Annotated in this window: 14 protein-coding genes, 1 tRNA gene and 1 pseudogene; 9 read left to right on the forward strand and 7 right to left on the reverse strand. The window is 71.2% G+C overall.

The window, feature by feature from the left end:
* Nucleotides 1–51 precede the first annotated feature (51 nt).
* On the forward strand, nucleotides 52–1,257 hold the full coding sequence (locus tag O7621_RS06285; protein ID WP_282233150.1) for an ABC transporter substrate-binding protein: 1,206 nt from the start codon (nucleotides 52–54) through the stop codon (nucleotides 1,255–1,257).
* Between the two features lie 51 nt (nucleotides 1,258–1,308).
* Here the strand turns inward: O7621_RS06285 and ddaH are convergent, their stop codons facing one another.
* Nucleotides 1,309–2,139: a dimethylargininase gene (gene ddaH / locus O7621_RS06290; RefSeq protein WP_348775289.1), complete on the reverse strand. Its 831-nt coding sequence runs from the start codon at nucleotides 2,137–2,139 to the stop codon at nucleotides 1,309–1,311.
* Between the two features lie 68 nt (nucleotides 2,140–2,207).
* On the opposite strand from ddaH, the gene O7621_RS06295 reads away from it, so the two are divergent.
* On the forward strand, nucleotides 2,208–2,675 hold the full coding sequence (locus O7621_RS06295; protein WP_282233151.1) for an Lrp/AsnC family transcriptional regulator: 468 nt from the start codon (nucleotides 2,208–2,210) through the stop codon (nucleotides 2,673–2,675).
* Nucleotides 2,676–2,723: 48 nt separating this feature from the next.
* Here the strand turns inward: O7621_RS06295 and O7621_RS06300 are convergent, their stop codons facing one another.
* Complete coding sequence (locus O7621_RS06300) at nucleotides 2,724–3,809, reverse strand: hypothetical protein (protein WP_282233152.1); 1,086 nt, start codon at nucleotides 3,807–3,809, stop codon at nucleotides 2,724–2,726.
* 185 nt (nucleotides 3,810–3,994) lie between these two features.
* On the opposite strand from O7621_RS06300, the gene O7621_RS06305 reads away from it, so the two are divergent.
* Nucleotides 3,995–6,265, forward strand: coding sequence for an FdhF/YdeP family oxidoreductase (locus O7621_RS06305; protein ID WP_282233153.1), 2,271 nt, complete (start codon nucleotides 3,995–3,997; stop codon nucleotides 6,263–6,265).
* Here the strand turns inward: O7621_RS06305 and O7621_RS06310 are convergent.
* The gene (locus tag O7621_RS06310; RefSeq protein ID WP_282233154.1) at nucleotides 6,243–6,503 is read right to left on the reverse strand and encodes a DUF6457 domain-containing protein; all 261 of its coding nucleotides are present in this window, start codon (nucleotides 6,501–6,503) and stop codon (nucleotides 6,243–6,245) included. The two genes, O7621_RS06305 and O7621_RS06310, sit on opposite strands and share 23 nt — an antisense overlap.
* The gene (locus tag O7621_RS06315; protein ID WP_282233155.1) at nucleotides 6,500–7,138 is read right to left on the reverse strand and encodes an NTP transferase domain-containing protein; all 639 of its coding nucleotides are present in this window, start codon (nucleotides 7,136–7,138) and stop codon (nucleotides 6,500–6,502) included. Before O7621_RS06315 ends, O7621_RS06310 begins: the two co-directional genes overlap by 4 nt.
* A gap of 77 nt (nucleotides 7,139–7,215) precedes the next feature.
* Between O7621_RS06315 and O7621_RS06320 the strand changes: the two genes are divergently transcribed.
* The 4 genes from O7621_RS06320 to O7621_RS06335 all read left to right on the forward strand — a co-directional run bounded on the left by O7621_RS06320 (nucleotide 7,216) and on the right by O7621_RS06335 (nucleotide 11,825).
* Complete coding sequence (locus O7621_RS06320) at nucleotides 7,216–8,544, forward strand: BTAD domain-containing putative transcriptional regulator (protein ID WP_282233156.1); 1,329 nt, start codon at nucleotides 7,216–7,218, stop codon at nucleotides 8,542–8,544.
* Between the two features lie 67 nt (nucleotides 8,545–8,611).
* Nucleotides 8,612–9,160, forward strand: coding sequence for a hypothetical protein (locus O7621_RS06325; RefSeq protein WP_282233157.1), 549 nt, complete (start codon nucleotides 8,612–8,614; stop codon nucleotides 9,158–9,160).
* 83 nt (nucleotides 9,161–9,243) lie between these two features.
* Entirely contained in the window at nucleotides 9,244–10,041 is a 798-nt protein-coding gene (locus O7621_RS06330; RefSeq protein ID WP_282233158.1) for a DUF427 domain-containing protein, read from the forward strand.
* Nucleotides 10,042–10,118: 77 nt separating this feature from the next.
* Nucleotides 10,119–11,825, forward strand: coding sequence for a glycosyltransferase family 2 protein (locus O7621_RS06335; protein ID WP_282233159.1), 1,707 nt, complete (start codon nucleotides 10,119–10,121; stop codon nucleotides 11,823–11,825).
* Here the strand turns inward: O7621_RS06335 and O7621_RS06340 are convergent.
* Nucleotides 11,777–12,736, reverse strand: a complete 960-nt coding sequence (locus tag O7621_RS06340) for a sulfotransferase (protein WP_282233160.1) — start codon at nucleotides 12,734–12,736, stop codon at nucleotides 11,777–11,779. The genes O7621_RS06335 and O7621_RS06340 overlap by 49 nt on opposite strands.
* Before the next feature lie 211 nt (nucleotides 12,737–12,947).
* Between O7621_RS06340 and O7621_RS06345 the strand changes: the two genes are divergently transcribed.
* Both O7621_RS06345 and O7621_RS06350 read left to right on the forward strand, forming a co-directional pair.
* The gene (locus tag O7621_RS06345) at nucleotides 12,948–13,937 is read left to right on the forward strand and encodes a glycosyltransferase family 2 protein (RefSeq protein ID WP_282233161.1); all 990 of its coding nucleotides are present in this window, start codon (nucleotides 12,948–12,950) and stop codon (nucleotides 13,935–13,937) included.
* Nucleotides 13,938–14,198: 261 nt separating this feature from the next.
* Nucleotides 14,199–14,271: transfer RNA gene (locus O7621_RS06350), tRNA-Lys, on the forward strand.
* A 468-nt stretch (nucleotides 14,272–14,739) separates the two neighbouring features.
* Here the strand turns inward: O7621_RS06350 and O7621_RS06355 are convergent.
* Nucleotides 14,740–18,222: a discoidin domain-containing protein gene (locus O7621_RS06355; protein WP_282233162.1), complete on the reverse strand. Its 3,483-nt coding sequence runs from the start codon at nucleotides 18,220–18,222 to the stop codon at nucleotides 14,740–14,742.
* Between the two features lie 246 nt (nucleotides 18,223–18,468).
* Nucleotides 18,469–18,633 (reverse strand): annotated as a pseudogene (locus O7621_RS06360) (transposase); the annotation flags it as partial.
* Nucleotides 18,634–18,666: the final 33 nt, after the last annotated feature.

Below are 18,666 nucleotides of genomic sequence, written 5' to 3' on the forward strand. Positions count from 1 at the left end.
GCACTCCACCTGCGCGACCGACCGTCGTACCCATGGGAGAGGACCACCCCTGTGCCGCACATCGACCGCCGGCAAGCCCTGAAGCTGCTGGCCGCGCTCGGCGCCACCGGGCTGGCCAGTGCCTGCAGCGTCGGCGCGGGTGACGACTCGAGCGAAGACGACGGCCTGGTCAGCGACCGGCCGGTACGCATCGGCCTGATCGTCCCGCAGACCGGCGGTTACAAGCCGATCGGCGACGAGATGCTCAACGGCTTCCAGCTCTACCTGGACACCCACCAGCAGCGGCTGGGTGGCCGCCCGGTCGACCTGGTGATCGCCGACGAGGGGGAGACCCCCGAGTCCGGGCGGGCGGCGGTCGACTCGCTGCTCCAGCAGCAGGTGCTGGCGCTCACCGGGGTGGCCAACTCCGCGGTGATGCTCGCCATCCGGGACGCCGTGGAAGAGGCCCGGGTGCCGTTGATCGGCTCGAACGCCTCGCCACGCAGCCTGCAGAGCGTCGTCTACATCTGGCGCACCTCGTACGTCGCCGACGAGCCCGGCCTCGCCCTCGGCGGCTACCTGGCCCAAGAGGTGTCCGCCAACGGCGAGGTGGCGATCGTCGCCGCCGACCAGCCCGCCGGCCGCGACGTGGTGCAGGGGTTCCGGGAAGGCTTCGGCGCCAGCGACGACCGGATCTCCGGGGCGGTCATCTGGGCCAACGCCACCCCTAATCCGGGTCGGGACACCTTCACCGAGCCGATCCAGGAGGTGATCTTCCGGGATCCGGAGGCGGTCTACTGCCACTTCACCGGCTCGGCGGCTGTCGAGTTCATCCGGCAACTGCGCGACGCCGGCTTCGAAGGTCCGATCTACGGTCCGGGTTTCCTCACCGAGGGCAACGTCATCGACCAGTTGGGCGAGGAGGCAAGTGGCATCGTCACCGCTCTCAACTACTCGGCTGACCTGGACAATTCGGCTAACCTGCAGTTCGCTACCGGTTACCGCAAGCGGTACGGGGCGTCGCCGACAACGTACGCGATGTCGTCCTACGACGCGGCTCAGGTACTGGACAAGGCGATCCGGTCCGCCGGACCGGGTGTCTCGTCCCAGGAGCTGAACCTGGCGCTCGGTCGGGTGGGTCAGATCGACAGCCCGCGTGGGCTGTGGCAGTTCAACCAGCCGCGTACGCCGCAGCAGAAGTGGTATCTGCGTGAGGTGCTGCGCGACGGTCCGGTGCTGTCGAACGTGCTGATCACCGAGCTCGCCACGCTGGGCTGAGCGCCACGCCACGCTGGGCCAGGCACGCGCCGGGCTGGCCCGGTGCCGTGGTCAGCCGCGCAGTTCGGCGACGCAGCACTTCACGCTGCCGCCGCCCTTGTGCAGCTCGGTGAACTCGACCAGCAGCGGCTGGTAGCCGGCGGCGGCCAGCTTGCCGGCCATCCCGGTCGCCTCGCTGTTGACCACCACATGTCGGCCGTCGCTGATCAAGTTCAGCCCGAAGGCCAGCGCGTCGGACCGGTCGGCGATCACCGCGCCGGGGAACAACTGCCGGAGTACCCGTTGTGACGCGGGGGAGAACGCCTGCGGGTAGTAGGCGACAGTCTCGTCGTCGAGGGCGGCCAGCGCGGTGTCCAGGTGGTAGAAGTGCGGGTCGACCAGGCGCAACGACACGACCGGCCGGCTCAGCGTCTCCTGGAGCCGGCGGTGCGCGTCCGGGTCGGTACGGAACCCGTAGCCGGCGAGGATCGTGCCGCCGTAGGCCCCCGGGAGGTAGGTGAAGTCGCCTTCGCCCTCGTTGGTCTCGGTGGGCCGCACGTACCGCCAGCCGAGTTCCTCGTAGAACTCCCGATGTGCGATGGCCTCCGCGGCCCGCTGCGGATAGGTGAACCGGGCACCGAAGACGGTGCGGTCGACGGAAAATGCACCGTTCGCGGCGTACACCATGTCGGGCAGGTCGGCGCGGGCCGGCAGCAGCCGGACCTGGTGCCCGATACCGGTCAGCGTCTCGCGCAGCCCTTCCCATTGTTTGACGGCGAGTTCGGTATCCACCGGCAACTGCGGGTTCATCCACGGATTGATTGCGTACTCGACGGCGAAGTGCTCCGGCGGACACATCAGGTACGTCCGGGGCTGCCCGGCGGCAGCGCGCACGTGGGTCACGGGAACCAAGAGTAGGTATGCTGTCACACAATAAGAAGTCTTGATCGTTGCGCCTGAAGGGCTAGACGTTGCAGATCGACGCCGTGGATCAGCGAATCATTGCGTCGCTGGTGGCCGACGCCCGCTCGTCCTACGCGGACATCGGCGCCCGGGTGTCGTTGTCCGCCCCGGCGGTCAAACGCCGGGTCGACCGGCTGCGGGCGGCCGGGGTGATCCGCGGCTTCACCGCCGTCGTCGACCCGTCCGCCGTCGGCTGGACCACCGAGGCGTTCATCGAACTGTTCTGCACCGGGCGGACCACACCGGCCCAGATCGCGGCGGCCACCCGCCAGCACCCGGAGGTGGTCGGGGCGTACACGGTCAGCGGCGAGGCAGACGCCCTGGTGCACCTGCGGGCAGCCGACATCGCGCACCTGGAACAGGCCCTCGAACGGCTGCGGGCCGAGTCGTTCGTCACCGCCACGAAGAGCATGATCGTGCTTTCCCGGCTGGTCGACGCACCACCGCCGGTCGCCGTCCCCGACCCACCGGCCTGACCGGCCCGTGCCCGACCCTCTGACCTGTCCGGCAAGTGCCCGGTCAGGTCAGAGGTACATGCCGGTGCGGTGATCCCCGGTGTCGCCCCGGGACGGCTTGTCCCCGTCGCCGAAGAACCGCTTGCCACCGAACTCGCCGTGCAACCGGTCGTCCAACTCGTCGGCGAGACCGGTCATCACCTGCACCGCGAGCATCAGATGAGTGGGCTGGAAGTTGCGGCCGAACACCGGTACGGACGCCCACACCGTGTCGTTGGTGCAGTACAGCCGACCGATCGGCATCCGGTTGGTCAACTCGGACAGCTTCACGTACAACTGCTCGGTCGGCTCCACTTCGGTCAGCACCGGTGAGAAGACGTCCACCAGCGGTGGATTGTCCCGGATCCGGACGAAAACCATCGCCGAGCCGGCCCGGATCCCGATGTCGCCGTCCGCGTCCACGTGCAGGTGCTCCGGGGTGCTGCGCATCATCGTCGCGACCACCGTACGGACCCGATCGTCGAGCGGCAGCGCGTCACCCGGACCGTCGTCACCGTCCCCGGGCACCGGGTCGCCGGTCGGCAGCCCGAAATGGTCACCGAGGGACGACGCCGGTCGGGCGGTGCCGAGCGGCTCGACCTCGATCGGCGAGTCGCTGTCGTCGCCCACCGAGTAGACGACGAAGGCCGGATGCGGGGCACCGTAGACCTGGCGCAGCGTGTGGGTGATCACCGAGGCCAGCCGGGCGACGTCGGTGGTCGTCGTGGCCAGCCCGAAGTTGTCACCGCAACCCGGCACCACCCCGGGCGGCGACCAGCCGAGCGCGACCAGTTCGGCGACGGCGTCGCGGTCCATCCGGTAGTCCGGCGGCAGTGTGGCGTTGCTCACCGCCGACGCGGTCAACCGGTCCTGCAGGCCGATCGAGACATCCACCGAGTAGATCGCGTCGCCGGTGCCGGACGCTGTCGGATCGAGCGTGAGCTCCACCTGTGCACCGGCCGGCAGCGTCGGCAGCATGGCGGCCAGCGCGGCGGCGAAGTCCCGCCACGCCTGGGTCACCTTCTCCCGCAGGTCGGCCGTGCTCGGCTCGTCGAGCAGGAGCGGCTCGTGCGCCGCCGGTTGACTCCCGGACGCCTGATCCCCTGATGCCGGCACCTGCTCCCCCACGATGATCAACTCAGTCCCGTTGTGCGCACACCCTACCCAGATGAGCCACCACACCGGCTAGCCCCGGTTGCCGTCGGATAACCGGCACTGGCCGATCGCAACTCGCCGTACCGCCGCTGGCCTGCGCCTTCTCGACGTAGCCGGCGGATCGCAGCACGTGAGAAGGTGACAGCATGGCACGTTCCGCCCCCCGAGACGACGCCGGCGACCGCGACCTGCGGGTCGGCCGGCCGGCGACCAGCGCGGCCGGACTGCCGGGCGTCACCCATGCGCTGCGCGCCGGCGTCGCCCAGATGGGTGTACGCCGTACCGCGCTCACCCTGGCGCGGGTCAACCAGGCCGGCGGCTTCGACTGCCCCGGCTGCGCCTGGCCGGAGCCGGCCGCGCAGCGCCGCGCGCACGCCGAGTTCTGCGAAAACGGCGCCAAGGCGGTCGCCGAGGAGGCGACCCTGCGCCGGGTCACCCCGGAATTCTTCGCCGAGCACCCGATCAGCGAGCTGGCCACCCGCTCCGACCACTGGCTCGGCCAGCAGGGCCGGCTCACCCACCCGGTGGTGCGCCGACCGGGTGCCGATCACTACACCCCGATCAGCTGGGACGACGCGTTCCAGCTGGTTGCCGACGAGCTGCGGGCCATGGACACCCCGGACCGGGCCGCGTTCTACACCTCCGGCCGCACCTCCAACGAGGCCGCGTTCCTGTACCAGCTGTTCGCCCGGTCACTGGGCACCAACAACCTGCCGGACTGCTCCAACATGTGCCACGAGTCGTCCGGGGTGGCGCTGCTCAGCACCATCGGCATCGGCAAGGGCTCGGTGACCCTGGACGACCTGCACCGGGCGAAACTGATCCTCGTAGTCGGGCAGAACCCGGGCACCAACCACCCCCGGATGCTGTCCGCGCTGGAGCGGGCCAAACGGGACGGCGCCACCATCGTCGCCGTCAACCCACTGCCCGAAGCCGGGCTGATGCGGTTCCGAAATCCGCAACGCCCCGGCGGCCTGGTCGGGGCCGGCACCCCGCTGGCCGACCACTTCCTGCAGATCCGTATCGGTGGCGACCTGGCGCTGTTCCAGGCGATCGGCGCGCTGCTGGTCGCCGACGACGCGGTCGACACCGACTTCGTCGACACCCACACCAGCGGGTACGCCGAGTACCGCGCGGCTTGCGCCGGGCTCGACTGGTCGGCGGTGACCGCCGCCACCGGGCTGGACCGGGCCCAGATCGTCGAGGTGGCGAAGCTGTTCGCCGCCTCCGACGCGACCATCGTCTGCTGGGCGATGGGGCTGACCCAGCGGCAGGACTCGGTCGACGCCATCCGCGAGATCGTCAACGTGCAACTGCTGCGCGGCATGATCGGCAAGCCGGGGGCCGGCCTCTGCCCGGTGCGCGGACACTCCAACGTGCAGGGTGACCGCACCATGGGCATCTGGCACGAGCCGCCGGCCTGGCTGCCGGCGCTCGGCCGGCGACTCGGCGTACCGATGCCGACCGCGACCGGACTGGACACGGTCGGCGCGATCCGGGCGATGCGCGACGGCGAGGTACGTGCCTTCATGGCCCTCGGCGGCAACTTCGCCGCCGCCAGCCCGGACACCGACGTGACGGTCGCCGCCCTGGCGTCGTGCGCGTTGACTGTGCACGTGTCGACCAAACTGAACCGCTCGCACACCGTGCCCGGCGCGACCTCGCTGATCCTGCCCTGCCTGGGCCGCACCGAACGGGACCGGCAGGCCGCCGGCGACCAGTTCGTCACCGTCGAGGACTCGATGTCGGCGGTGCACGCCTCCCGGGGTCGGCTCGCCCCCGCCTCCGACCAACTGCTCTCCGAGGTGGCGATCGTCGCCCGGCTGGCCCGCGCCACACTGCCCGACTCGCCGGTGCCGTGGGAGGCGTACCAGGGCGACTACCGGGCGATCCGGGCGACCATCGCCGACGTCGTACCGGGCTTCGCCGACTTCGAACGCCGGGTCGCCGAGCCGGACGGATTCGTGCTGCCGCATCCGCCCCGGGACCGGCGGACCTTCGCCACCGCGTCCGGCAAGGCCGCGTTCACGGTCAGCCCGTTGACCGTGATCGAGGTGCCGCCGGGCCGGCTGCTGCTGCAGACCATGCGCAGCCACGACCAGTACAACACCACGATCTACGGGCTCGACGACCGCTACCGCGGCATTCGGGGCGGGCGCCGGGTGGTCTTCGTCCACCCGGACGATCTGACCGCGCTCGGCTTCACTGACGGCGACCAGGTCGACCTGGTGTCGGAGTGGTCGGATCAGGTCGAGCGCCGGGCCAGCGCCTTCCGGGTGGTGAGTTACCCGACGGCGCGCGGCTGCGCGGCCGCGTACTTCCCGGAAGCGAACGTGCTGGTGCCGCTGGACTCCACCGCCGCCGGGTCGAACACCCCGACGTCCAAGCAGATCGTCATCCGCCTGGAGCCGGCCTGACCTCGCCGTCACCGTAGGCACGGGCCAGGGCGGCCAACCGGGCACCGGCCTCTACCGGATCGGCGCCACGGCCGACGGCCAACCCCAACAGGTACGCGGTGACCGGCGCACCCGGTCGCAGCACGTTGTGCGCCACGTCGCGGGCCAGGTCCAGCACCACCGGCACCGGCACCTCGCCGGGGTCGAGCCCGAGTTCGGCGGCGGCTGACGCCACCCAGCTCGTCATCGTGTCGCTCATCGCACCCACTCCCGTGCCTGCCGGACGTCCTGGTCGGTGTCGCAATCGAACCACGGCGCCGCGCCGGTGCCGGACCAGGTCACCTCGGCGACGGACAGGCCACCGAACAGCGCCCGCATCGACGCCCCGACGAGGCCGCCGCCGCACTGCGCGGCGAGCCGGGCCACCGCCGCACGCAGCCGCTCGGTACGCCACACACCGCAGAGCAGTTGCCGCCGACCGGTGGCGTCGACGTAGAGCGCCCCGTCGACACCACCCGCCCGTACGGTCCGCGTCAACAGGTCCACCGCGTCGGCGGTGAGCAGCGGAAGGTCGCCGGCGAGCAGCGCGACCAGACTGGCCGGCTCGGCGACCAGACCGGTCGGCTCGGCGAACGCGGCCGGGGCGGTGAGCGCGGCGAGGCCGGCGGCGGTGGCGGCGACCGGACCGGCCCCGGGCGGCTCCTCGCGTACCGCCAGGACACCCGGCGGCGGGTCGGCCAGCGGGCCGACGACGACGCGCGGGTCGGCGCCCGCGACGGCGGCCAGCACCCGGTCCCGCATGGCCACCCCACCCACCGGTACGTCCGGTTTGTCGACGCCGCCCATCCGTCGGGCCGCACCACCGGCCAGCACCACCGCCGCGAATCCGGTCACGTCGCCGACGGTACCGCGAGGTGAAACCCGTCGGTGCGGTTGACATCGAAGCCGGCCGGCCGGGGCGTCCTTCCAGTATGGAGTTCAGGCTGCTCGGGAATTTCGAAGTGGTACGGGACGGTCGGCCGGTATCGGTGGGCCGGCGCCGGCAGGAACGCCTGCTGCTCGCCATCCTGCTGCTGGCAGCCGGTCGTCCGGTCGCCACCGATCGGCTGACCGACCTGCTGTGGGACGGTGCACCGCCGCCGAACGCCCGCGGTGCCGTGCACACGTACGTCGGGCGGCTGCGGGCCGCCCTGTCGCCGTACGGGGTGCGAATCACCACGAAGGGTGGTGGCTACGCGGTGCCGGCCGGGCAGGTCGACGCGACCCGCTTCACCGACCTGGCCCGGGAGGTCGCCGGCACCACCGACCCGGCCGAGCGGGTCCTTCTCGGCGGTGCCGCCCTGGCCCTGTGGCGCGGGCCGATCCTCGCCGACCTGGTCGACGAGCCGCTGCGGCAACGGCTCGGCGAACCGTTGCGGGAGCTGCGGCTCAGCGTCGCCGAGACGTGCGCGCGGTCGCTGCTCGACATGGGCCACCACGAGCGCGTGGTCCGCGAGCTCACCGACCTGGCCGAGCAGCATCCGGGCCGGGAGGCGCTGGTCGCGAGCGTGATGACCGCCCTGTACCGGTCCGCCCGGCAGGCCGACGCGCTGCGCCTGTACGACCGCGCCCGCAAGACCCTGATCGGCGAACTCGGCGTCGAGCCCGGCCCCGACCTGGAAACCGTGTACCAGCGAATCCTCGTCGGCGACCCGCGCCTCGAACGGCCGGCGGCCCCGGTGTACGCGGTCCGGGTCCGCGACCACTGGCTGCCGTGGAGCGTGGGCGGCCATCCAGCGCTGGAGTTCTGCAACACGTACGCCGGCTGGGGAGGTGAGCGGATCCCCGGCGCGGAGTGGCTGCGCAGCTACTCGTCGCTCGCTGTCTGGGCCGGCCATCAGGATCTGCTCGACGACAGCGTCGTCACCGGCCTGCTCGCCGCCGCCGCGCAGGATCCGGTCGGTGCCGCGACGGTGCTGGACGAGGCCCGCCAGCTGCGCGAGCGGCTCTACGTCTGCCTCACCGACCCGGCGGATCCGCGCGCCTTCGCCGCCGTCGCCCGGTACGTGGAGGACGCCGCCCGGGACGCGGTGTTCCGTCGGGGAACGGACGGGCTGGGCAGCTGGCACCCGTCCCGTCGGGCCGGGCTGAGCGCGCCGCTGCACGCCGCGGCCCGCAGCGCCGGCGAACTGCTCGCCGACCCGCGCCGGTCGACCGTGTGCGCCTGCCCCGGCCCGCACTGCGGCTGGTTGTTCCTCGACCAGCGTGGCCGTCGTCGGTTCTGCAGTCAGGCCACCTGCGGCCACCCGGCGGCGACCTGACCTCCTGGCCCACGTTCGGCAAGATCGTGGTGAGTCGATGGTGAGGGCCGCCCTCGAGACTCGGTCCATGCGTCGATTCACTTACCTCGCAGTGGCCACGGCCACCGCCGTGCTCCTCGCCGCCGTACCCGCATCGGCGGCCCTCGACAACGGTCGTCCACCTTCGGGCGATGACGACTGGGTGCCGGTGCCATCGGCTCCCTTCGAGCAGGAAGCCGGCATCACCTGTGACTTCCCGATCCGCGGCGAGCCCGTGCTGGACCGGGTGGTCAAGATGGTGCTGGCCACGTACCCGGACGGCTCGTCAAAGCGGGAGATCTACACCGGAGCGCTCATCTACCGGATCACCAACACGTCTACCGGGGAGTCGGTCGAGGTGGACATCAGCGGCACCTCGGTGCTGAACATCCGGCCGGGCGGCTCCTACTCCAACAACGTGACCTGGCGGGTCTGGGGCCCGATCCTGCTGGGCATGCACGGAGGAAAGGGCAACTATCCGAGGGGCATGTACGTCCCGAACGGCATCTACACCGTGGATGTCAGCAAGTCGGGGTACCGGACGCTGCGCTTCACCGTCGGCAGCGCGCACAACATCTGCGACGATCTTCAGCCCTGACCTGCGGGAGCCCAGCCCGGACTCCGCCAGCGGGAAACAACCACCCCCCGATGATCGTTGCCGGTGGTATGGACGATTCCGGGGTGAACGGACCCGACAGCGGAGACGAGACGTCCCACGCCGGCCCGGCCCCGGGCCGGCGTGGCGCGGTCCGGGTGGAACCGGGCCAGAAACGGGTCCGGGTGTACCTGCACGGTGAGGTGGTGGCCGACACGACCGCCCCGCTCCTGGTCTGGGAGAAGCCCTACTATCCGACCTACTACCTGCCGGCGGCGGACGTCCGCGCGTCACTCGTCGTGACCGGTGCCACCGAGCGGTCGCCGAGCCGGGGCACCGCCGAGATCCTCGACGTGGTCACCGGGGACGGCCGGACCGCCGCCGGAGCCGCCCGCCGCTACCCCGACTCACCGTTGCCGCAGCTACGCGACGCGGTACGGCTGGACTGGGCGGCGATGGACGACTGGCTGGAGGAGGATGAGCTGGTCTACACGCACCCGCGTGATCCGTACACCCGGGTAGACATCCTGGCCAGCAGCCGGCGGGTGCGGGTGGAGCTCGACGGGGTGACGCTGGCCGATTCCGGCTCTCCCCGGATCCTGTTCGAGACCGGGCTGCCGCCGCGCTACTACCTGCCCCTGACCGACCTGCGGCGGGACCTGCTGATGCCGTCGCAGACCCGCACCCACTGCCCGTACAAGGGTACCGCCGAGTACTGGTCGGTGCGGCTCGGCGAGCGGACGTACGACGACCTGGTCTGGATCTACCGCGCGCCGCTGCCGGAGAGCCAGAAGATCGCCGGTCTGGCCTGCTTCTACAGCGAAAAGGTCGACCTGTACGTCGACGGCGTCGCCCAGCAACGGCCGCGTACGCAGTTCAGCTGAAGCCGGCGCGACACCCCGCCGGCCGTACGTGCGGTGCGTGTCGTCCGGTGGTCACCTTCCCCTGCTAACTTCTGCCCGTGGCGCAGGCAGACGGATCAACCACGGCGGACGGAACCGGTTCCGGGGCAGTCGGGCAGCCGGCGGGCGGTGTCCCACGGGTCGTCCGCAACGACTGGTCGTCGGTGGCCGTACCCGATCTGGACAGCTGGCGGCCCACGATGACGGTGAGCGTCGTCATCCCGGCCTACAACTGCCAGCCCACGTTGGATCTGACCCTGGCGTCGTTGAGCCGGCAGACGTACCCGGCGGACCTGCTCGAGGTCGTCGTGGCCGACGACGGCTCGGACCCGCCGTTGACCCTGCCCGAGGTCCGGCCGGCGCGGACGAAGATCGTCCGGGTCGGCGCCGACGGCGAGGCCGGTTGGGGACGGGCCGCCGCCCTGCGCTGCGGCGTCGCGCACAGCACCGGCGAGATCCTGCACTGGCTGGACGCCGACATGATCGCCTTCCCCGAGCATGTGGCGGCCCAGGTCCGCTGGCAGCATGTGCTGCCGTACGCGGTCACCCTCGGTTACAAGCGCTTCGTCGACCCGGACGGCGACGGGCGGTGGCCTTCGGTGGAGACAGTCGCGCGGACGCTGGCTCGCGGCGCGGCAACGGACCTGTTCGGTGGCGACCCAGGTGAGCCGCACAGCTACGTCGAGCGGTACGTCAACCAGACCGACCAGCTGCGCATCGCCGACCATCATGCGTTCAAGATCCACGTCGGCGCGACCGCCGCGTTGCGCCGCGAGCTGTACCAGCGGGCCGGCGGGTTCGACGCGCAGCTGCGGCTGGGCGAGGACACCGAGTTCGGCTACCGGCTGGCCCAGGCGGGTGCCGTGTTCGTGCCGGAGCCGGCCGCGCGGAGCTGGCATCTGGGGCGGACCCACGTGATGCGCGCCCGCAAAGAAATCGCCCGTTGGAACCGCCCGTTCTTCGCCGACCGGATCCCGTACCCACGCAGCTGGCGCAAGGTGGGCGGGACATCCTGGTCGGTCCCGCTCGTCGAGGTGGTGACGGAAATCGGTGACCAGCCGCTGGAACGGGTACGGGCGGCCGTCGACTCGGTGCTGCGCGGCACCGAACACGACATCCGGGTCACCCTGGTCGGCCCGTGGGACCAGCTCGACGACGCGCGGATACGGGTGCTCACCGACCCGCTGCGCGACCTGCGACTGATCACCGCGACCTACCGGGGTGAACCCCGGGTCCGGCTGGCCGCCGAGCGGCCCGCCAGCGTCTTTCCCGCGCCGTACCTGCTGGACCTGCCGGCCGCGTACGGCCTGGCACCGGACGCCCTGCGCCGGCTGATCGACGTCGCCGACCGCCACCAGGCCGGTGTGGTCCGGGTCGGCGTCGGCGAGCCCGGAGCGGACCCGGTGCGGGAGGCCGGCGTACGGCTGTGGCGGACCGCGGCGCTCGGGCGGGCGCGCTGGGTGCGGTCCGCCGACGAGCCGCTGTTCGACGCGGTGACCTCGGTGTACGGGCACCGCGACGTGCCCGCCGAGGAGGTCGGCGTCGTGGATCTCACCCGGTTCGAGGTGGCCGACCTGGCGAACGGCATGCCCCGGCCGTCCCGGCGTCGCCGGACATCTGCCGCGCTGGTGCCGACGACGGTCGAGGTGGCAGGCGTACGGTCGCTGGCCAAGGCGACGGTGGTGGTTGCCTGGATGGCGGGCCGGCGGGTCCGTGCTCAGTGGGCCGGGTCGGCGGTGCGGCGCAGAGCCGGCCACAGCGGGTAGCGGTAGCGGGGCAGCAACGGCATCGACACCGTGGTCGAGATCAGCCGCTGGCCCCGGGCTTGCTGGTCGATCCAGCGATCGTCCAACTTCAGCGACACCTCGCCGGTACGGAACCGGCTCGGGTTGCCGGAGACCGTGTGGTTGGGGCGCAACCGCACGGTACGCCGGTCGACGAACGGCCCGCCGGCCGGCGGTGACACGATCTCCTCCGGCAGGCCGACGAAGCGGAGCAGACCTTCGACGGTGTCCCGGGGCTCGACCATGAAATCCTCGTACCGCAGCCGTCGGTGCCGGCCGGGAAAGGCACGGGCGGTCCGCTCGATCAGCAGGTTCCAGCCGAGCCACAGCCGGCTGCTCTCGGCCGGGCTGTGGTGGTGGGTCAGGCCGGGGGTCGAGGCATCGTGGTGGGAGGTCGTCCGGGACCAGGAGTACGCCACCGCCCGTGGGTCGCGCACCACGTGCAGCAGGTACGGCTGCACCCCGGCGACGCCCGACAACATCGCGGCGTCGGCGGGCGACTTGGACGAGTCGACGATCAACGTGGCCCCGGTGACGTCCGCGACGGCACGGTAGAGCGAGGCCATCAGCCGTCGGTAGCGCTCGACGTCGGGGGCGGGCCGGGTGCGTAGGAGGGTGGGCGTGTGGCGGACCCGCAGCGCGCGCCGCTGCAGCGCGTACACCTCGGTGGCCGACGGCGGGTCGTCCCCGTACGCGGCGCGGAGGATCTCCTGCCAGAGCGGGCATTCGGTGACCGGGACGCCGCAGCCGCACGGCCGGCGCTGCTGCAGCCCGCGGAGCCAGAGGTAGGTGAGTTCACCGACGGTGAAGACCGACTCGTACGAGTTCAGAATGTTGTCCAAGATGGTGGTGCCGCTGCGTCCCCACGCCGCGATGAACAGAACCTTGGTCACTCCGCTCCCTCCACAGGCTGCGGCCGGAGTCTAGCCAGGGGGCGGTGCCGGCCCGGTCCACTCCTCGGGCCTCGACAAGCCGGGCGCCGGGACGCGATGCCGGGTCGGTGCCGGTGCGTCGTCCGGTCGCCGAGGGTGTTCCCGACCCGTACGGATGATGACTACCCAGATTTCACCCAATGGTCGCTCACGGTCGCCATCGTCAGGCGTGATGTCCGATACCCCAGCCGTCAGCGTGGTCATCCCGACCCGCAACCGCCCGGACCTCGTGACCCGCGCCGCTCACAGCGCCTTAGCGCAGAGTGTCGAGGACATCGAGGTGATCGTCGTGGTTGACGGGCCCGATGCGGCGACCCGGTCCGCGCTCGACGCGGTCGCCGACGCCCGGCTGCGGGTGGTCGAGCTGTCGGCCAGCGGCGGCGCGCCGGCGGCCCGCAACGCGGGGGTACGACAGGCCCGCGCACCCTGGGTGGCGCTGCTCGACGACGACGACGAATGGCTGCCGCACAAGATCGCCGCCCAGCTCGACGTGGCCCGCAAGGCGTCCGCGCCGCTGCCGATCGTCGCCAGCCGGCTGGTCAACCGGACCCCACGGGCCGAGTTCGTGATTCCCCGGCGGCTACCGGATCCGGGTGAGCCGCCGAGCGAGTACTTCACCGTCCGGCGCGGATTGTTCCACGGCGACGGTTTCATCCAGACGTCGACGATCATGGCGCCGACCGAGCTGTTCCGCCGGGTGCCGTTCGATCCGACGGTGCCCCGGATGCAGGAGCTCGACTGGTCGCTGCGCGCGCTGAGTCACGACGACGTCGCGCTCACCTTCGCCGACGAGCCGCTGGTCATCTGGCATCAGGATGAGAACCGGCCACGGATCAGCCTGGACTCGCCGTGGCAGGCACAGTTCGAGTGGCTGCGGCGCAGCCGTCCGCTGATGACGCCCCGCGCGTACGCCGCGCTCACAATGAGCGTGATCAGCTCGATGGCGGCACCGACCCGCAGTGGCAAGATCTTCGCGACACTGTTGCGTGAGGCGCGCCGGCACGGGCAGCCGGGTACGTTGGACTACCTCACGTTCGCCCAGATCTGGCTGATCCCACCGGACCTGCGCCGTACTGTGCGGGACATGATCCTCAAGCGCCGTCGCCGCCAGACGCAGCCCGAGCAGTCGGCGGGGATTGAAACGGACGCGCTCCAGCGGTAGCTCCGCTTCACCCATCAGCTTCGCCCGTTTTGCAGTTGGGTTGACCCCGACCTCACCGACGTCTAGGAAACGCCTCGGCCACTCCACCAGCACCAGCTGCACCTCCGTCATCGTCGAGCTCCAGGTCGATCGGACAAGGCGGCGGCGGCCGCGCTGGTTGCCCGCCGCCGACGCACAAAGGCCGCCTGACCGGCCGAGACCCGGGCAGCAGACGGGCGGATGCAGAGGCCACGGCCAGGCAGAGTAGGGTTGGCCCTTGACGGGCCGTTAGCTCAATCGGCAGAGCTGAGGACTTTTAATCCTTAGGTTCTGGGTTCGAGTCCCAGGCGGCCCACTGTGTGAACAGGGAAAATAGTTCTCAATCAATCTTTGGTCCACCCTCTACCCGGCCAGACTTGCCGGATATGGTCCGTTATGCGGGGAGCACCCGGCGAACACCCCAGGCGCCCACGACCGTGTCGGCGTTGACGGCTGCAGCCCGGACTGCAGGGTGGTACGCAGTGCGGGGGAAGGCCGGGCCGGGTGAGCATGCTCGCCGCCGATTGCAACCCGGCCATTCCGGGCGGCTTCATTTAGAAGTTCGTCCACTACCGAGCTGCGGTTGCGCGTGATCGGCGACATCACGGCCGCACCGTCGGCGCACGTCTTGTCCGCTGGCCTCGGTCCTTCAGCAGCTCCGGGTACCGCTCGTCGTCGGGCGTCGCAGTCCAAGTACCAAACGCGCGTCATGCCGGTTCCAGATCCGTTCCCGTGCTTGGGCTTCGTGCACCGCCGCAGGCGGCGGCGCACGAACCCCTCGGCGTCAACGTACTTCCAACTCGTACAACGAGTACCCGTAGGTGCCCGATCTGGAGGTGCCGTACATGCGTACATAGCGGGCAACGAGCGACGGCACATCGACGACCAGGCTGCCGCCCGTCCCGTTGCTGGTGCTGAACACCGTCGTCCAGTTCACCCCGTCGCGGGACAACTCCACACGGTAGGCCGACGCGTGAGCGGACTCCCAGGACAGGCGTACCTCGGTAACGACCCAGTTTTCACCGAGATCAACTTTGATCCACTGCGGGTCCTGCCACGCGCTGCTCCACCGGGTGCTCCCGTCGCCGTCGACGGCGAGCTTCGCCGCCCAGTTCGTGCCCTCGATGCTGGATGCGGTCGCCGAGGCACCGAGGGCCAGATTGCGACCGCCCGAGTTCGTCCGCCCGCTGACCGGCGTGGCAGGGGCGGTCGTCCGGACCGGGGCCGGTGCCGGGGCGCTGGTCCGGTCCGGAGCCGGCGGGCCGGCGGTCGTCGGCCCCGGTGCCGGTTCTGTCCGGCCGACTGCAACCGTCGACGGCGCGGCGGCCGGGGTGGACCCGACCGGGGTGACCGGCGGGGTAGCCGATTCGACGCTGTCGGCCCCGGGCATGGCCGCCAGTGTCGGTGCCAGTGCGGTCGTCACCTGAAGGTCCGACGGGGGTGGCTCGGCCACCGCGTCGTCGGCATCCAGCATCTGCGTCGCAGCACCGCTGGCTAGCGCCACGATCGCGACGAATGCCGCCGCCACGAGACCAGCCCGCACATGCCGCCGGGTGTGCAGTGTGGCCGGCTGTTCGGCGGGTGCCGAAACCCGGAGCGGTACCGTGGGAGCGGACAGTGCCGGTACCGGCACAGGGATCAGAGCCGGCGGCCGGTCGGTGACCGGCTTCTGCCGCGTCGGGCCCGGGGTCACCAGCGACTCGGGCGTCCCGGCGTCCCGCTCGGTGATGGCCGCCGCCGGCCCGGACTCGACTTCGTCTGGTTCCCCAGCCCCGACTTCCGTCGGGGCCACCCCGGCGGGGACCACCTCAGATGTCGGATGAGCCGACGGCTCGGTGACGTCGTCAGTCTCAGGGTCGGCTAGACCGGCGTCATCTGCTCGCTGGTGGAGACGGTTGACGAGCGGACCGCCGGGCGCCGGACCGACTCGGTCGCCCGGCGCCTCGACAGGGGCCCACGCCTGTTCGCCACGCGCGGCGGGCCGAGAGACCGGTGCCGGCCGTTCGAGCAGGGCGCGCGCGACGGGCGGATTCGACACGACCGGCGGATTCGACACGACCGGCGGACCCGCAGGTACCGCACGATCTGGTAGGCCGCGCAGGGCGACTGCGTACCGGATGCCGGCCGTGACGTCCGGATGCTCGGCCTGTGGTAGGTCGGCGTACGCCCGCGCCGGATCACTGCGGTGCGCTGCTGGCGAGCGGGATCGCGTATGCCACATGCCTGCGGTGTCTCCGCCTGGATGGTCGTGGAGCCGGTCAGCAGGCACCATGACCTCGGCACCGAGGTAGTTGGCGAGCAACTGAAGGTTCACCTGGTCGATCTGCTCGACGTCCAGCCTGATCCGGACGCCACTGTGCGCCCATCCCGGCCGTTGCGTCGCGACCGCGGTGGCTACGAACCACACTCCGGCCGGGATGTCGAACAATCGGAACGGTCGGTCGGCGTCCGGGCCCCGACCGACCACGAGTACCGGGTCGGGCATGGGCGTGGTGGTCGACGGCATTGCGTCCCGGTGATGCACCTCGCCGGCAGCATCCCGCTTGACTCGTAGGTCCAGCGTCGACCGGATACCGAAGTCCGCCGGTCGGCCCGCCCGAGCCGATTCTCCCAGCGGCACCTCGACCAGTGCCGTCAGGTCGTCGTCCGAAAACGGAAACGCGCCGGTGAGCTGAACCGATCTCGGCTCGTCCCGCCCGATCCGCCGGGGCAGGACTGCTGACCAGTCACCGTTGGGCGGGCCGCCGTTGACCACCGCTGCCTGGAGCTGGTCGGACAGCCGTTGGCAGAACTCGCGTGGCACCGGATCAGCCGACAGCAACAGGATCGGCCGCCCGGCCCATCCATCGTGCGTCGCGACGATCTCGCCGAGCTCGCCCGGTCCTACCTCACCGGCCTGGGTCACCACCTGGTCACCGGCAGCGGAGCCAACCAGTACGGAGAACAGCCGCGGATCGGCCCGCCACCACTCGGGCGGTTCAGTTCCGTCGTTGACGAGCACGATGTCGGGCGCGTCGTTACTCGGTGCGAGGCCCAGCCCCAGGTCTCTCGCCACCTCCACCGGGGAGATGACGACCCGCCGACGAGCCGCGGCAGGCAGCCGGGCCAACAGTTCGTGTATCACCGACCGGACGTCGTCGCCTGGCGGGTTGCCGGGCACTCCGACGAAGACTTCCAGTCTGCCCGGATTCCACGGTCGGTCACGCACCACCGGACCGTGTCGGCCGGCGAACGGCGGGCGGACCCACAACCCGCACTGTACGGCCTCGACCACCCATCGCTCGTTCCACCGGTAGATGGTGGTCTCGGCCGGAGCGGATCCAGCAGAGGCCAGGCTGGCGAGCGCCTCGACCGGCCCTATCACCCGAGGCACCCCGGACGGCGGGAAGACAATCTGGCGGACGGGTTGCGGCCAGCAGCGTGCCGGTTCGGCGTCGACAGCGATCGCCACCGTCCGGCCAGCCGTGTCCAGCGTCGGCAGACCGGTAGCCATCGTGACGGTGCCGCGCCAGCGGTCACACAGTGTCCGGGTCAGCTCTCGGCAGACCATCGCTCCGGGGCCGTAGGGCACGACGATCAGGCGGGTACGGAGCTCGACCGGGAGGGCGTCGACCACTGCCGCCACCTCGTCCACATCAGGTGTCGGGTGACCGGGGCGCCCGACCAGCAGGACCGGCCGCTCCACATCGACCGGGATGGCGTAGGCCAGATCGTCCGGTCCCGGTGCGGTCGTATCCGGTCGCTGCGGATAGACCCACAGGCCAGCCGGGATCGCGACCCGGGTCAGACCGTGGCTGCCGCCCGCCGAGAGAGAATCTATGGTGGCCTCCCAGGCGGGCGCCGGGTGCCGCCGCCCGGCGGGAACCGGCGCTGCCCCCGGGCGGAACCGTCGGAACCCTTCGGCGGCGAACAGTGCAGCACCGGGAACCAGGAGTAGCCTACCGGCCGGGGCCAGCACCTCGGACCCGAGCTGTTCGGCGACCACCGCCGCCGGGGCCGGGCCCGCCACGCCGACCGCCGCTGAGCCGGCGCCGGCGACAGCCAGCATCGCCGAGGTGCGCGGGGGAACCGCGATCGGGAGCGACTCGGTAACCGCTCGCCAGTCCGCCGGTCCGCTGAGCTGCCCAACGACCGTTACAACGCCGGCGACCGGAGGGATCGACCGGGCCAGTTCCGCGATCGTCCCACCCTCGGCATCGCCGACGATGGCGACCGTGTCGCGGAGCCAGCGGAGCGCCGCCGAACCCGATGCCTGTGTTCGGTCCATCTGCATGTCGTCATCTCTGCTTCCGTCGCCGAACCTTGATCGGCCCGCATCGTCCGTGCCCGCCAGCAGGCTTCATCAACATGACGAACCGACCCTGCCCCGAGGTTCACGACCAGACTGTGATCTTGTCGGGCGGGCCGGTTCTGCGGAGCCGCGTTCGCCGAGCCCGATCGAGGCTGGTCGTTGGTGAGGGACTCAGGGGTCGACCACCGGTTGCTACCGGAATGCGGGCCAGTGCTCCGGCCTTCAGGCTGGGGGTGAGGCCCGCGCTGGGAGGGCCGCCAGGGTCCGAGCAGTGCTCTGAACCGGACGGTTCTGCTGCTCGATGTACTGCTTCACGTTGTTCGGTGGCGCGCCGCCGACGGAGCCCGCGAAGTACGAGCCCGACCAGAGTTCGTTGGCCCGGTGGTAGTGCTGCAAGCTCTGTGGCGATACCGTCCGTCA

This window comes from Solwaraspora sp. WMMD937 (assembly GCF_029581175.1).
Classification (GTDB): domain Bacteria; phylum Actinomycetota; class Actinomycetes; order Mycobacteriales; family Micromonosporaceae; genus Micromonospora_E.